Below are 13,094 nucleotides of genomic sequence, written 5' to 3' on the forward strand. Positions count from 1 at the left end.
TTTAGCGCTTGCGCCCTGAGCTCTGGGGACGTGAGGATGCCTCATGACCATCCCCCGGTGGCCGGCGCTGTGCCTCGCGCTCGGAGTGGCTCTGTTCTTCGACGTCTTACGCGTGTTCCTGCCGTCGCTGATCACACTGTTCGGGCGTGCCGGGGAGACGCCGCCGGAGCTCATGGGCCTGTACGCCGCCGCCTGGTTCGTCCTGCCGTTCCTGGGACTGCGGCTGCGCCCTCGCTGGGCCCTAGTCGGCGGCGCCGTGGCCCTTGTCGCGTGCCTGCTCGTCCTGCAGGCGAGCCAACTGCAGCTCTACGCCTCCTCCGTCGGTGTCAGCGCAGGCCTGCTGTTCCTGACCGGCTGCGCACGCGTCATCCCGGCCGCCGCGGTGCCGGTGGGCCTGATGGGCGGACTGTCGTTCTCGATCCTGGTCCACCTGTTCCTGGACGGCGTGGACCTGGTCTGGCGCCCCGGTGTCCTGCCCTGGCTCGCGGTCGTGGCCCTCTGCGCGGGTTTCCTCTTCCTGGTACGGCAGGCCCTGACGGAACCCGGCGATCCCGCCCCGTCTCGTACGTGGTTCCTCTTCGGTCCCGCGCTCCTCCTGGTGGGCATGGCGGCGACGTCGTGGTCGACGGCCCACGCGGGTCCTACAACGGACCTGGCGGCTGTGGCCCTCCCCGGCCTGCTGGTCCTCGCGCTGGTCGCGGCCACCGTGCGCGCCATGCAACCGCCCGAGATGCCCCCTTTCTCGCTGGTCTTCGGCGTCCTTCTGATCTTTCTCATTCCCCTGGCCCTCTCGTCGGGCGGCCCCATGGCCGCCGTGGCGATCACCTGGATGAGCGACCTCATCCAGACGCGTGGGGCCGCCCGGCGCCCGGGACTGGCCGTGCTCGGTGGCGGGCTGGTGTTCGTGGTCGGGGTGTTCGGCTACTACGCCTCCTACGACCTGGATCTCGGCTTCCCGAACGTGGCGTTCCCCGTGGCCGCGGTACTCCTGATGGTGGGCGTCGGAGTGGTGCCCGGGCTGATGCCCAAGCGCTTCCTGGTCGTGAAGGGCAGGTTTCTGTGGAAGCCCGCCCTCGCCGCCCTGCTGCTCGTCCCGCTGGTGATCGCCGTGACGTGGCGGTCCGAGATCCCCGTGCGGCCCAAGCAGGGCGACACGTTCACGCTCATCACCTACAACATCCGCATGGGGTTCGGCCTCGACGGCCGGTTGTCGCTCGATCGGATCGCCGCCTGGGCCGCCGCGCAGCACCCGGACGTGGTCCTGCTCAGCGAGGTGGACAGGGGCTGGCTGCTCAACGGCGGACATGACGACCTGGCCAGGATCGCCCGGGGCCTCGGCATGCGGTACTACTTCGCACCGGCCGCCGACGCCGTGTGGGGTGACGCGCTGCTGACCAACCTGCCGGTCAAGACATGGTCTTCCACGGAACTGGGCAAGCACGACTACCCGACCGGCGCTCAGGCGCAGCAGGCCGTCGTCGAGGTGGGCGGCAAGGAGGTCGGCATCGTCAACACCCACCTGCAGGCCCCCGTCGGCCAGGCCCCCGAGGTGGCCGAGCTGGTCAAGGAACTGGCGGCCGAGCGGCCGGTCGTGCTGGCCGGTGACCTGAACACCCGCCCCACCGATCCGCAGATGCGGGTCCTGCTCGGCGCCGGTCTGTCCGACCCGCTCCTCGCGCTGGGAAACCCCAACACGTCTCCGGCGGACGCCCCGGTCGAGCGGATCGATCACGTGCTGATCAGCAAGGGCCTCGAGGCCGTCGCCGCCCAGGCACCGCGGCTCACGTACTCGGACCATCTGCCCGTCATCGCGACCCTGCGCCTGACGCCTGCCCAGCGCTGAACCCCTACCCCCCGGCAACGGACTCGTCCGCGAAAGTGCTCGCCCAGCGCTATGCCCCCGATCGTGCGCCGACATAGCCCAAATCCATAGCGCTGAGCGAGCGTGCAATTGCAGATCGTAGTCGCGGGGTGGAGATTCTTTCTACCGAAGCGAAAGATTCCCTACCTGGTAGCCCAACTCTTGCTGGTCGCCGCCGCTCCCACATGTCCTCCGCCGGCGTTTCGCCTGCGCGCGACAATCTCCCCGGCATTCGTTGCACAGACACAGGTCGCGAAGACACAGCCCATTTCGACCAGGCAGCCGATGCCCTTTCCACATTCACCAGGAGGGATAATCGACAACATGCGCCTATCCGCTCGTGTCGACTACGCCCTCCGTGCCGCCGCCGAACTCGCCGCAGCCGGTGCCGGCCCGACAACCGTGGGCGAGCTCGCCAAGGAGCAGGACATGCCGCCCAAGTACCTGGAGAACATCCTGCTCCAGATGCGCCGCGCCGGTCTCGTGCGAGGCCAGCGTGGCCCCGAGGGCGGCTACGTGCTGGCCAGGCCCGCGGGCGAGATCTCGCTCGCCGACGTGATCCGCGCGGTCGACGGCCCGCTGGCCAACGTCCGGGGCGAACGTCCCGAGCACGTCGGATACCGGGGGCCGGCCGAGTCCCTGCAACAGGTGTGGATCGCCCTGCGCGCCACCGAGCGCGCCATCCTCGAGGAGGTCACGCTGGACCAGGTGGCCGCCGGCACCCTGCCCGAGCGCGTCCGCCAGCTCGCCGCCGACCCCGCCGCCTGGGACTGACGCTCAGCTTCCGAGGGTCTCGAGCACCTCGGGCGGGAGGGCGACCGCCTCGCGCCCTTGCGCCGTGCGAACCGTCCGCGCCGCCAGCAGCGCGTCGATCACCGCCTCCTCCACCGCGTCCAGGACCGCGGTGAAGACCCTGTCGAGCTCCACCTGGTCAAGCGTCCTCGGCGCGTCGGAATGCGCGGAGGAGAACGCCAGCCCGTAGTCGCCGCTGCCGTGGCTGTAGGAGGCTCCGACCCTGCCGAGCCCGAAGACCCCCCTGGCCGCGATCCGCGACAGCTGCAGCGCGGGGCAGGCCACGTCGAGCGCGATCACGACGACGCAGGAACCCCGGTCGGTTTCTGGGCCCGCCCGCAGGAACCCGAGGCTCTCCGGCGTGATCGTGCGACCGAGCAGGCGCAGGTCTCCGCCCATGTTCGCCTGCACCAGCACGCCGACCGTGGCCTCCCGGTCGCGCAGCCTCGTCCGCCGCGAAGCCGTACCGATGCCCGCCTTGAACCCCAGCGCGCACGCGCCGGTGCCCCCGCCGGCGTTGCCCAGCTCAGGCGCCTGCGACGAGGCGCCGTCGAGGGCGGCGTGGACGTGCTCGGCGGTGACAGGGCGCGCGTCGCCCGTCGTCAGCCACAGGTCGTTCACCTCGCCGACCACCGGGTTGACCGTGACGACGGGCCCGCTCCTGCGGTCGAGGATCCAGCTCAGCAGGGCGTCGGCCGCGCGGAACGTCGACAGCGTCGAGGTCAGCAGGATGGGCGTCTCCAGCTCGCCGAGCTCCACGAGCTGCGTGGTGCCCACGAACTTGCCGTAGCCGTTGCCGACGTGGAAACCGGCGGGCAGGGCACGCACCCCCGCCAGGGCCTGCGGCACGATCGCCGTGACGCCCGAGTAGATGCTCCGCCGCTCGTCCACGATCGTGCTCTGCCCCACCAGAACCCCCGCCACGTCGGTGATGGCGTTGAGCGGCCCGGGCTCCAGGCGGCCGATCGAATGCCCGAAGTCCCGCAGGCGTCGTCCTCGCATGCCGTCCATTCTGCACAGTTGAAATTAGAGAATTTCTCTAGAAAGATTCTCCACCATGACGTCGACAGTGGTCGTAACAGGGGGCAATCGCGGCATCGGCTACGCGATCTGCGAGCAACTGGCCGCCGCCGGCCACCGGGTCCTCCTGGCCGCGCGCAGCCCGCACCAGGCGGCCGAGTCCCTCCAGGGCGACGTGGAGCCCGTCACGGCCGACCTGTCCACGATCGCCTCCGTCCGGCGCCTGGCCGGGGAACTGCGCGACAGGACCGGCCGCATCGACGTGCTCATCCACAACGCCGGGCTGTGGCCGAGCCGCCGCACGCTGACCGAGGACGGCCTGGAGGAGTCCTTCGCCGTCAACCACCTGGCCCCGTTCCTGCTCAACCACCTGCTCGAGGACCACCTGTCCCGGGTGGTCCAGGTCACCGCGGGGCTCTACGTCAAGGGCAGGGCCGAGCCCGGCAGGACCTCCGTGGGGGCCGGCTTCCACCAGATCAGAACCTACGCCGACACCAAGCTGTGCAACCTGCTGACCGTCCCGCTGTTCGCCGAGCGCTGGCGCGAGCGCGGCATCACCGTCGACGCCGTGCACCCGGGTGTGATCCGCACCGGGCTCGGCGACCGGCGCGGCCCCGTCGGCTGGCTGCTCAAGCTGGCCAAGCGCGGCTGGGCCACCCCAGAGCAGGGCGCGGAACCCGTCGTACGGCTGGCCGCCGACCCGGGCACGGGCCGGTACTTCAACCTGACCGAGGAGATCCCCCTCCAGCCGCCCGCCACGGACCGCGAGCTGGCCCAGCGCATCTGGGAGGAGGCGGAGGCGCTAACGTCGGCCGGGTGACCAGGCACAAGCGCAGCGAGGAGACGATCGGCCGGCTGTTCGGCACCGCCCTGGAGGTGTACCCGGCCGACTTCACGCTGCGCGCCGTTACCACGCGCAGCGGCGTCAGCGTGGGCAGCCTCTACCACCACTTCGGCAGCCTGGAGGGCCTGGCCGCGGCGCTGTACAGCCGCTGCATGGCCGACCTGCTCGACGCGCTGCTGTCGGCCGTGGAGTCCGCCTCGAGCGCCCATGACGGTGTACGGCAGGCCGTGCTGGCCTACCTCGGCTTCACCGCCGACCACCCGGACGAGGCCAGGTTCGTGCACGCCGCGCCGTACGCGATCGACCTGGGACCCTACGCCGAGCAGATCGCGGCGGACAAGGCGCCGCGGCTGGCGCGGCTGGTGGCCTGGCTGCGCCCGCACGTGGCGGCGGGGACGGTCGCGGACCTGCCGATGGCGCAGGTCGAGATGCTGCTGATCGGCCCGGTCGCGGAAGTGACCAGGCGCTGGCTGGCGGGTGCCGCCGAGATCGACCTGGCCGAGGCGGCCCGCGTCCTGCCCGACAGGATCTGGCGGTCACTGAGCGTGCGGTGACCCCAGCCGGGCCACCGCACGCGGACCGTGGCTATAGTGCCCTGAGCTGGGTGTGCCAGACGTAGTAGTCGCGACCGTTGAAGCTGTGGCGGACGGGCGTCCAGTTCCAGGTCGGATTGTTGCCCCAGCAGTAGCCGTAGAACACCGTGCCCTTCCTGGCCCAGTGGTAGCGGGACTTGACGCTCTTCTTTGTGAAGACCAGCATCCGTTGAGGATGCGTCCAGTCTTCCTAGACTGGCCGCATGCCCGAGGGAGACGCCGTCTACCGCACGGCCGCCAGACTCCGCGACGCCCTGGACGGGCGGGTGCTCACGCGGTCGGACTTCCGCGTGCCCCGCTACGCCACCGCGGACCTCAGCGGCCGGACCGTGCTGACCACGCTGTCACGCGGCAAGCACCTGCTCACGCGCGTTGAGGGCGACCTCACCGTGCACACCCACCTGCGCATGGACGGCTCCTGGCGCATCGTGCCGCCAGGTCGGCGCCCGCCACCGGGCGACCAGGTGCGGCTGATCCTGGCCAACGCCGAATGGCAGGCCATGGGCGTCAAGCTCGGCATGGTGGACCTGGTGAAGACCGCCGAGGAGGACCGCGTGGTCGGCCATCTCGGGCCTGACCTGCTGGGCGCGGACTGGGATCCGGAGGAGGCGGTCAGGCGCCTGCGCGCCGATCCGGCGCGGACGATCGGCGACGCGCTGCTCGACCAGCGCAACCTCGCCGGGATCGGGACGATCTACCGGGCGGAGACCCTGTTTCTGCGCGGGGTCTGGCCGTGGCGGGAGGTGGGTGAGATCGAGGATCTGGACGGCCTGGTCTCGCTCGCGCAGCGGCTGCTGAGCGCGAACATCGAGCGAAGGAGCTCGGGAGGAGAGAGCGAGGGGACCAATGCCAACGAGTCCCGAAGCGGTCGCGACCATAAGCACGCTCACGCGGCCACAGTGACCACGGGTGATCGCCGTCCGGGGAACCAGACGTGGGTTTACGGCAGGGCGGGCCGACCCTGTCGCCGATGCGGCACTCGCATCAGCCGAGGGGAGATGGGGGCACAGCCACAGGAGCGGTTGATCCTGTGGTGTGATGGCTGCCAGCCTCGCTAGGCGGCCACCATCGCCTTGACCTCGGGGAAGTCGGGGATCGCCGAACCCGGGACGGTCTCGGCGAGGGGCAGGCGCTCGTGCTCCGGTACGTCGGACAGCACGGGGGTCGCCTGAAGCTCTGCCAGCGCGAACTGGTCGGAAACCTCACGCAGCACTTGGGACAGCGGAACCCCGAGCGCGCCGCAGATGGACGCGAGCAGCTCGGAAGACGCCTCCTTCTGGCCACGCTCGACCTCGGACAGGTAGCCAAGGGACACCCGCGCCAGCGTGGAAACCTCGCGCAGCGTGCGTCCCTGTCGCACTCGCAACCGCCTCAGCACGTCACCGAGCAGCTGACGCAGCAAGATCATCTGTCGCTCCCTCCCCGGCGTGGATGATTTCACCACGCCCCGCGCGATCGGGTCGTGCCGGTCATTCTTCTTCTTGGCCTCGTACATACTCCTCGCCGTCATCATCGGACGTCTCCGCCCATGGCCCGCCGCGCGTGGCTCGTTGCGTGACTCATTAGGCCCGCCTGCCGGGCGCTCGGTGCTTGCAGATGGCTCACGGACCTCACTCACAGCTCCACCGTACCCGTATCCACCGACACCGCGTCAGACCGTGGTTCGCATGTTCGCTCGGGACGTAACACGGTAATCACCCGGAATGTTCCCCTATGTTCGCCTTCAGCACACCTGCGAGGAGATCGACTGCCTCGTCCACCGTGCCTACCCGGATCTGCTCGCGCGACCCCTGGAGTGCCAGCTCCCTCCCCCAGACGCGCTCCCCGGGTCCGCTCACGGCCACGAACACCGTGCCCACGGCCCTGCCGTCCTGCGGGTCGGGACCCGCCACACCCGTCACGGCCAGCCCATAGCTCGCCCCGCACAGGCGCGCCACTCCCCTGGCCATCGCCGCCGCCACATCCGGGTGCACGGCCCCCTCCTTGCGCAGCAGCTCCTCGGGTACGGCCAGCAGCTCGTGCTTCAGATCCGTGGCGTAAGAGATCACCCCACCGCGGAACGCCTTCGACGACCCGGACACGGCGGTGATCGCCGCCCCGATCAACCCGCCGGTCAGCGACTCGGCCACCGCCACGGTCGCGCCCTCCCGCACCAGCAGCTCCAACACCTCAGCCGCCGCACTCACCCGCTGCTCCTCACCCACCCTCCCACCCAACCACGCCCCACCACCCCCCGCCCCCACTTTCCCGCCCACGAACCACCCACGCGCAAACCCCCGCCGCCGTTGCCCACCGCCGGGTCACCCCCGCCCCCGGGCACCCTCCCGACAGCAGGGCCCCCCAGGACCCGCATCCCGGGCGCCGGGGCGGTGAGGAGGTGTGCGGCGGAGGGCGGCGCCCTGTGCGGCGGCTGAGTCGTGACCGCGGGAAGTGTTCTACGAAGCGCCGTAGCGGCGAGCAAGTGTCCCCGACTCGCCGGCAGCGCCGCGCACAGGCCCCGAGCCCACGGCGGTGGGAGGCGGTGGCGGTGGCCCGCCGTACAAAGCCGAGCCGAACAAGAGCCCAGCCGAACAAGAGCCGAGCGGTACAAAGGCCCGGCCGCGCGGCGGAGGGGGCTGCTACTCGCCGCGGACCTGGCGAGCCACGCGGCGGAGCTGGATGGCTCGGATGACGTAGTCGGCTCCCGTGGCCACCGTCACCACCAGGGCGGCCCCCATGACCACCCACTTGAGGACGTCAGGCACCCCGGGCAGGAGGTACAGCACGATCGCGGCGATCTGCAGCACCGTCTTGACCTTGCCCCCGTAGGAGGCCGGGATGACCGCCCGCCGCAGCAGCATGAGGCGCAGCAGCGTGATGCCGACCTCCCGCCCCAGGATGACGATCGTCACCCACCACGGCAGCTCGTTCAGGATCGACAGGCACACCAGCGCCGCGCCGGTGAGCGCCTTGTCGGCGATCGGATCCGCGATCTTGCCGAAGTCGGTGATGAGGCCGTACCGCCTGGCCAGCTCGCCGTCGAGGTGGTCGGTGATGGAGGCCACCGCGAACACCCCGAGGGCGGCCAGGCGCCACCCGGTGCCCGGTATGAGCATGCACACGACGAAGAAGGGGACGAGCGCCAACCGGGCTACCGTGAGGCCGTTGGCGATGTTCCACGGGCTCACCACGCGGCGCTCGTCCTTGGTCATGGGTCGGCCTTGATTCGTGCGATGAGATCGACGCCCTCGGCGTCGACCACCACGGCGCGGACGATCTGGCCGGGCACCAGTCCGATGCCCTGCACGGTGACCGAGCCGTCGACCTCGGGTCCCTGGTGGGCGGCGCGGCCCTCATAGCCGCCGTCGCCCAGGTCCTCGTCGATGAGCACGTCGACCTCGGTGCCGATGCGCTCCTCCGCGCGCTGGGCGGTGAGCTCCTCGGCCAGCTCGGTCAGCACGCGGACGCGCTCGTCGATGACGTCCTGGTCGAGCTTGCCCGACAGGGTGGCGGCCTCGGTGCCGTCCTCGTCGGAGTAGCCGAACACGCCGATCACGTCGAGCCTGGCCCGCTCCAGAAACCCGACCAGGGCCTCGAACTCCTCCTCGGTCTCGCCGGGGAAGCCCACGATGAAGTTGGAGCGCACGCCCGCCTCGGGGGCGAGCGCCCTGACCTGGTCGAGCAGGCCGAGGAAGCGCTCGGGGTCGCCGAAGCGGCGCATCCTGCGCAGCACCGAGCCGCTGGCGTGCTGGAAGGACAGGTCGTAGTACGGTGCGACGCCCTCGGTGGCCCCGATGGTCTCGAGCAGCCCGGGACGCAGCTCGGCCGGCTGCAGGTAGCTGACGCGGACCCGGTCGATGCCCTCGATGCCCGCCAGGCGCGGCAGCAGCGTCTCCAGGGCCCGCAGGTCGCCCAGGTCCTTGCCGTAAGAGGTGGAGTTCTCGCTGACCAGGACGAGCTCGCGAACGCCGCGGTGGGCCAGCCAGTCGGCCTCGGCCATCAGCTCTTCGGGGTCACGCGAGACGTACGACCCGCGGAAGGCCGGGATCGCGCAGAACGTGCAGCGGCGGTCGCAGCCTGAGGCCAGCTTGAGCGAGGCCACCGGGCTCTCGTCCAGCCGCTTGCGCAGCACCCGGGGCCCGCTCGCGGGGGCGACGCCGTCGGGCAGATCCCCGCCGTGCCCGGGGATGTTCCGGCTTCCGGCACGTTCCACAGGCGAGATGGGCAGCAGGGCGCGGCGGTCGCGCGGCGTGTGCGGCTTGAGCGCTCGCCCGGCGAGCACGTCGTCCAGGCGCGCGCCGATGTCGCCGTAGTCGTCGAAGGAGATGACCGCGCTGGCCTCGGGCAGTGCCTCGGCCAGCTCGTTGCCGTAGCGCTCGGCCATGCAACCCGCGGCCACCACCTTGGCGCCGGTGTCGGCGGCGGCCAGCAGGGTGTCGATCGAGTCCTTCTTGGCCGAGTCGATGAAGCCGCACGTGTTGACGACGACGACGTCGGGACTGTCGTCGCCGAGGTCCCAACCGGCAGCGTCGAGCCGCGCGGCGAGCTCCTCGGAGTCGACCTCGTTGCGCGCGCAGCCCAGGGTGATCAGAGATACGGTTCGGCGGGATGACATGGTGACACTACGGTATCGGGAGTTGGCCACCGCTGATGCACGGCCTACCGCGGTCGCGGTGTGGAAGGCCCGAAAGTACGCTGAACCGTCTCGCCCCGGTTGCCGGGATGCCCCAAATTCTTGCCGTTGACCTGCAGCGATACCGCTCCGGCATCACCAATGATCATATTGACCGCGGAGTTGGACTTCCACGTGGAAGTCTTGCCTGCCTCGATCGTGCCGGAGAACAGCCGCCGCCCGGTGGCGTCGCGCACGTTCAGGTAGGAGGACCGCTTGGCCTTCACCTTGACCACGACCAGGTTCTTCGGCTTCTTCTTGCCCTTGGCGTCCGCGGGATGGCGGTGCGGCGGATCCGTGAACGGCGCGTTCGGGGGAACCTTGGATCCCCCCTGGACCGCGGCCATGTGCGCCTCCTCGGAGCCGCCCATGGCCCGCATGACGCCGAAGACCACCACGATCGCCAGCGCCACCCCCAGCGCGAGCGTCCAGTTGGGCCCGCGCCGCTCGCGCAGCTTGACCCGCTTGTCCGCCTGGAAGACGGCCGCCGCCCTGATCGGCTGCGGCGCGCCGCCGTGCTGCTCGTCATACAGGTTCACCATGGCCGCCGGATCCAGGCCGACGGCCTGGGAGACGGCCTTGAGGTGCCCCCTGGCGTAGAAGTCACCCCCGCACAGCGAGAAGTCGTCCCGCTCCATGGCGTAGATGAGCGCCTCGCGGATCCGCGTGATCGCGCTCAACTGCCCGACTGTCAGCCCGTTTGCTCTCCTGGCCGTGGCCAGCATGGTTCCGATGCTCTGCTCTTGCACAGCAAACGCCTCCCCGCCCCCCGGACGTTGCGTAGTGGTTCATATTCAATCAGTAATCGTCGGGCGAGGGCGCATTGGGGTCATTCGCCGCGCAGGTCGGCTAGCAAACCCGGCAAATCATCGGGCTTGACGAGCACCTCGCGGGCCTTGGAGCCCTCACTCGGGCCCACCACGTTCCTGGACTCGAGCAGGTCCATCAGCCGCCCCGCCTTGGCGAAGCCGACGCGGAGCTTGCGCTGCAGCATCGAGGTGGAGCCGAACTGGGTCGTCACGATCAGCTCGGCGGCCTGGATGAGCAGGTCGAGGTCGTCGCCGATGTCCTCGTCGATCTCGCGCTTGACCGGCGCGGCGGCCACGTCCTCGCGGTATTCAGCCTGCATCTGCCCCTTGCAGTGCGTGACGATGTCGGCGATCTCTTTCTCCGACACGAACGCGTTCTGGATGCGGATGGGCTTGCTCGCGCCCATCGGCAGGAACAGCGCGTCGCCCTGGCCGACCAGCTTGTCGGCGCCGGGCTGGTCGAGGATGACCCGGGAGTCGGTCAGCGACGACACCGCGAACGCCAGCCTGGAGGGCACGTTGGCCTTGATCAGACCGGTCACGACGTCGACCGAGGGTCGCTGGGTGGCGATCACCAGGTGGATGCCGGCCGCGCGGGCCAGCTGGGTGATGCGGACGATGGAGTCCTCCACGTCGCGCGGCGCGACCATCATCAGGTCGGCCAGCTCGTCCACGATCACCAGCAGGTAGGGGTAGGGCTTGTAGACGCGCTCGCTGCCGGGCGGCGGCTGCAGCTTGCCCGCCCGCACGGCCTTGTTGAACTCGTCGACGTGCCGGAAGCCTGAGGCGGCCAGGTCGTCGTAGCGGCGGTCCATCTCCCCCACGACCCATTCGAGGGCCTCCGCGGCCTTCTTCGGGCTGGTGATGATCGGGGTGATCAGGTGGGGGATGCCCTCGTAGACGCTGAGCTCGACCCGTTTGGGGTCGACGAGCACCATGCGCACCTCGTCCGGCGTCGACCGCATCAGGATCGAGGTGATCAGGCCGTTGACGCAGACCGACTTACCGGCGCCGGTGGCGCCCGCGATCAGCAGGTGCGGCATCTTGGCGAGGTTGGCCACGATCGTGCGGCCCTCGACGTCCTTGCCCAGCCCGACGATCATCGGGTGGTGGTCGGCCTGCGCCACCTGGGAGCGGAGCACGTCGCCGAGCGAGACCAGGTCCTTGTCGGCGTTGGGGATCTCCACCCCGATCGCGGACTTGCCCGGGATGGGCGACAGGATCCGCACGTCGGCGGACTTGACGGCGTAGGCGATGTTCTTGGTGAGCGCGGTGACCTTCTCGACCTTGACCGCAGGCCCGAGCTCGATCTCGTAGCGCGTCACCGTCGGGCCGCGGGTGAACCCGATCACCTGGGCGTCGATGGTGAACTGCTCGAGCACGCTGGTCAGCGCATTGACCACCACGGTGTTGGCCTTGGTCTGCGGCTTGGGCGCGCTGCCCTGCTTGAGGTTCAGCAGGTCCGGCAGGACGTACGGCCCGGCCTGCGAGGACAGCACGAGCTGCTCGACCTTGCGCGGAGCCGGGGTCGGCTCAGGCGGCTCGGTCTTGCGGGGCGCGGGGACAGGAGTCTCGTCTTCCTCGTCGGTCAGCCCCGGCACGATCTCCGGCGAGTGCTTCTTGGAGTCCTCGGCGAGCACGGGTGTGTCGTACGGCTTGATCGAGTCGCCCGACTCGGGCTTGTCGCTCTTCCGCACCCGCTTCTTGGCCGGCTGCCCGGACTCCGCGGGCGCGTGCCTTTCGAACAGCAGGTGCTTGAGCTCCCCGAGCCGCTCGGGGATCCGGTGCACAGGGGTCGCCGTGATCACCAGGATCCCGAATCCCGACAGGATCAGCAGCAGCGGGATCGTGATGAACGCCGGCAGGATGCTCATCGGCGGCGCGGACACGATGAACCCGACCAGGCCGCCCGCCTGGGCGATCTTGTCCATCCCGTCGGCCTGGGTACCCGCCGGGTACGGCGTGCCGTTGGCCACGTGGATCACGCCGAGCACGCCGATCAGCAGCGCGCTCCACCCGATCACCATGCGCCCGGTGTCGGCGTTCTGGTCGGGATGGCGCATGTAGCGCCAGGACAGCAGCCCGAGCAGGATCGGCACCGCCCAGGCCAGCGAGCCGAACACGGCGTGCACGGACGTGTTGACCACGTGCGAGACCGAGCCCTGCGCGTCGCGCCAGGTCATCGCGGCCAGCACGATGGCGCCCGCCAGCCACGCCAGCCCCACCCCGTCGCGCCGGTGCGCGGGGTCCAGCTCGCGCGCGTTCTTGCCCAGTGCCCTGGCCGCGCTGCCCAGGCCGTTGGCGAACAGCATCCAGAGCCCGACGATCAGCTTGCCGATCACCGTGAAGACCCAGCTGATCGGGTCCTGGTGGGTCATCGGCGGCTTGCGGGCCGGTGCGCGTCGCGACGCCGTGGACCCCCGCTTGGCGGAGGTCGAGCGTGACGAGGCCGACCGCTTCGCCGGACCCTTCGATGCGCTTTTCGGCGTACGGGTGGCCATGATGCCAAAGGTACGTCGGAGAC

The 13,094-nt window shown here is 70.2% G+C and carries 13 protein-coding genes; 5 read left to right on the plus strand and 8 right to left on the minus strand.

Annotated features, from left to right (window positions below; genetic code table 11):
* Positions 1-43: 43 nt before the first annotated feature.
* Together ACIBHX_RS33335 and ACIBHX_RS33340 are read left to right on the plus strand one after the other, a co-directional pair.
* On the plus strand, positions 44-1,843 hold the full coding sequence (locus tag ACIBHX_RS33335) for an endonuclease/exonuclease/phosphatase family protein (RefSeq protein WP_397071351.1): 1,800 nt from the start codon (positions 44-46) through the stop codon (positions 1,841-1,843).
* A gap of 342 nt (positions 1,844-2,185) precedes the next feature.
* Positions 2,186-2,635: an RrF2 family transcriptional regulator gene (locus ACIBHX_RS33340; RefSeq protein ID WP_397071352.1), complete on the plus strand. Its 450-nt coding sequence runs from the start codon at positions 2,186-2,188 to the stop codon at positions 2,633-2,635.
* A gap of 3 nt (positions 2,636-2,638) precedes the next feature.
* On the opposite strand, the gene ACIBHX_RS33345 is transcribed toward ACIBHX_RS33340, so the two are convergent.
* Complete coding sequence (locus tag ACIBHX_RS33345) at positions 2,639-3,655, minus strand: P1 family peptidase (RefSeq protein WP_397071353.1); 1,017 nt, start codon at positions 3,653-3,655, stop codon at positions 2,639-2,641.
* A 55-nt stretch (positions 3,656-3,710) separates the two neighbouring features.
* On the opposite strand from ACIBHX_RS33345, the gene ACIBHX_RS33350 reads away from it, so the two are divergent.
* Positions 3,711-4,493: an SDR family NAD(P)-dependent oxidoreductase gene (locus ACIBHX_RS33350; RefSeq protein WP_397071354.1), complete on the plus strand. Its 783-nt coding sequence runs from the start codon at positions 3,711-3,713 to the stop codon at positions 4,491-4,493.
* On the plus strand, positions 4,490-5,071 hold the full coding sequence (locus tag ACIBHX_RS33355; protein WP_397071355.1) for a TetR/AcrR family transcriptional regulator: 582 nt from the start codon (positions 4,490-4,492) through the stop codon (positions 5,069-5,071). Before ACIBHX_RS33350 ends, ACIBHX_RS33355 begins: the two co-directional genes overlap by 4 nt.
* Before the next feature lie 31 nt (positions 5,072-5,102).
* Here ACIBHX_RS33355 and ACIBHX_RS33360 read toward each other — a convergent pair whose 3' ends face one another.
* A complete protein-coding gene (locus tag ACIBHX_RS33360) occupies positions 5,103-5,276 on the minus strand; it encodes a hypothetical protein (protein WP_397071356.1) in 174 nt (57 codons plus the stop codon).
* 37 nt (positions 5,277-5,313) lie between these two features.
* Here ACIBHX_RS33360 and ACIBHX_RS33365 point away from each other — a divergent pair, with 37 nt between their 5' ends.
* Positions 5,314-6,168: a DNA-formamidopyrimidine glycosylase family protein gene (locus tag ACIBHX_RS33365; RefSeq protein WP_397071357.1), complete on the plus strand. Its 855-nt coding sequence runs from the start codon at positions 5,314-5,316 to the stop codon at positions 6,166-6,168.
* Here ACIBHX_RS33365 and ACIBHX_RS33370 read toward each other — a convergent pair.
* From ACIBHX_RS33370 to ACIBHX_RS33395, 6 genes are all read right to left on the minus strand, one after another.
* Positions 6,165-6,518: a helix-turn-helix domain-containing protein gene (locus ACIBHX_RS33370; RefSeq protein WP_397071358.1), complete on the minus strand. Its 354-nt coding sequence runs from the start codon at positions 6,516-6,518 to the stop codon at positions 6,165-6,167. The genes ACIBHX_RS33365 and ACIBHX_RS33370 overlap by 4 nt on opposite strands.
* Before the next feature lie 286 nt (positions 6,519-6,804).
* A complete protein-coding gene (locus tag ACIBHX_RS33375; RefSeq protein ID WP_397071359.1) occupies positions 6,805-7,296 on the minus strand; it encodes a CinA family protein in 492 nt (163 codons plus the stop codon).
* A 432-nt stretch (positions 7,297-7,728) separates the two neighbouring features.
* Positions 7,729-8,301, minus strand: a complete 573-nt coding sequence (pgsA, locus tag ACIBHX_RS33380; RefSeq protein ID WP_397071360.1) for a CDP-diacylglycerol--glycerol-3-phosphate 3-phosphatidyltransferase — start codon at positions 8,299-8,301, stop codon at positions 7,729-7,731.
* Entirely contained in the window at positions 8,298-9,704 is a 1,407-nt protein-coding gene (gene rimO, locus ACIBHX_RS33385; RefSeq protein WP_397071361.1) for a 30S ribosomal protein S12 methylthiotransferase RimO, read from the minus strand. The genes pgsA and rimO overlap by 4 nt, the downstream gene beginning before the upstream one ends.
* 44 nt (positions 9,705-9,748) lie before the next feature.
* Entirely contained in the window at positions 9,749-10,486 is a 738-nt protein-coding gene (locus ACIBHX_RS33390) for a helix-turn-helix domain-containing protein (protein ID WP_397071597.1), read from the minus strand.
* A 104-nt stretch (positions 10,487-10,590) separates the two neighbouring features.
* Entirely contained in the window at positions 10,591-13,071 is a 2,481-nt protein-coding gene (locus tag ACIBHX_RS33395) for a DNA translocase FtsK 4TM domain-containing protein (protein ID WP_397071362.1), read from the minus strand.
* Between the last annotated feature and the right edge of the window lie 23 nt (positions 13,072-13,094).

The organism is Nonomuraea sp. NPDC050536 (assembly GCF_044457685.1).
In the GTDB taxonomy this organism is placed as follows: Bacteria; Actinomycetota; Actinomycetes; order Streptosporangiales; family Streptosporangiaceae; genus Nonomuraea.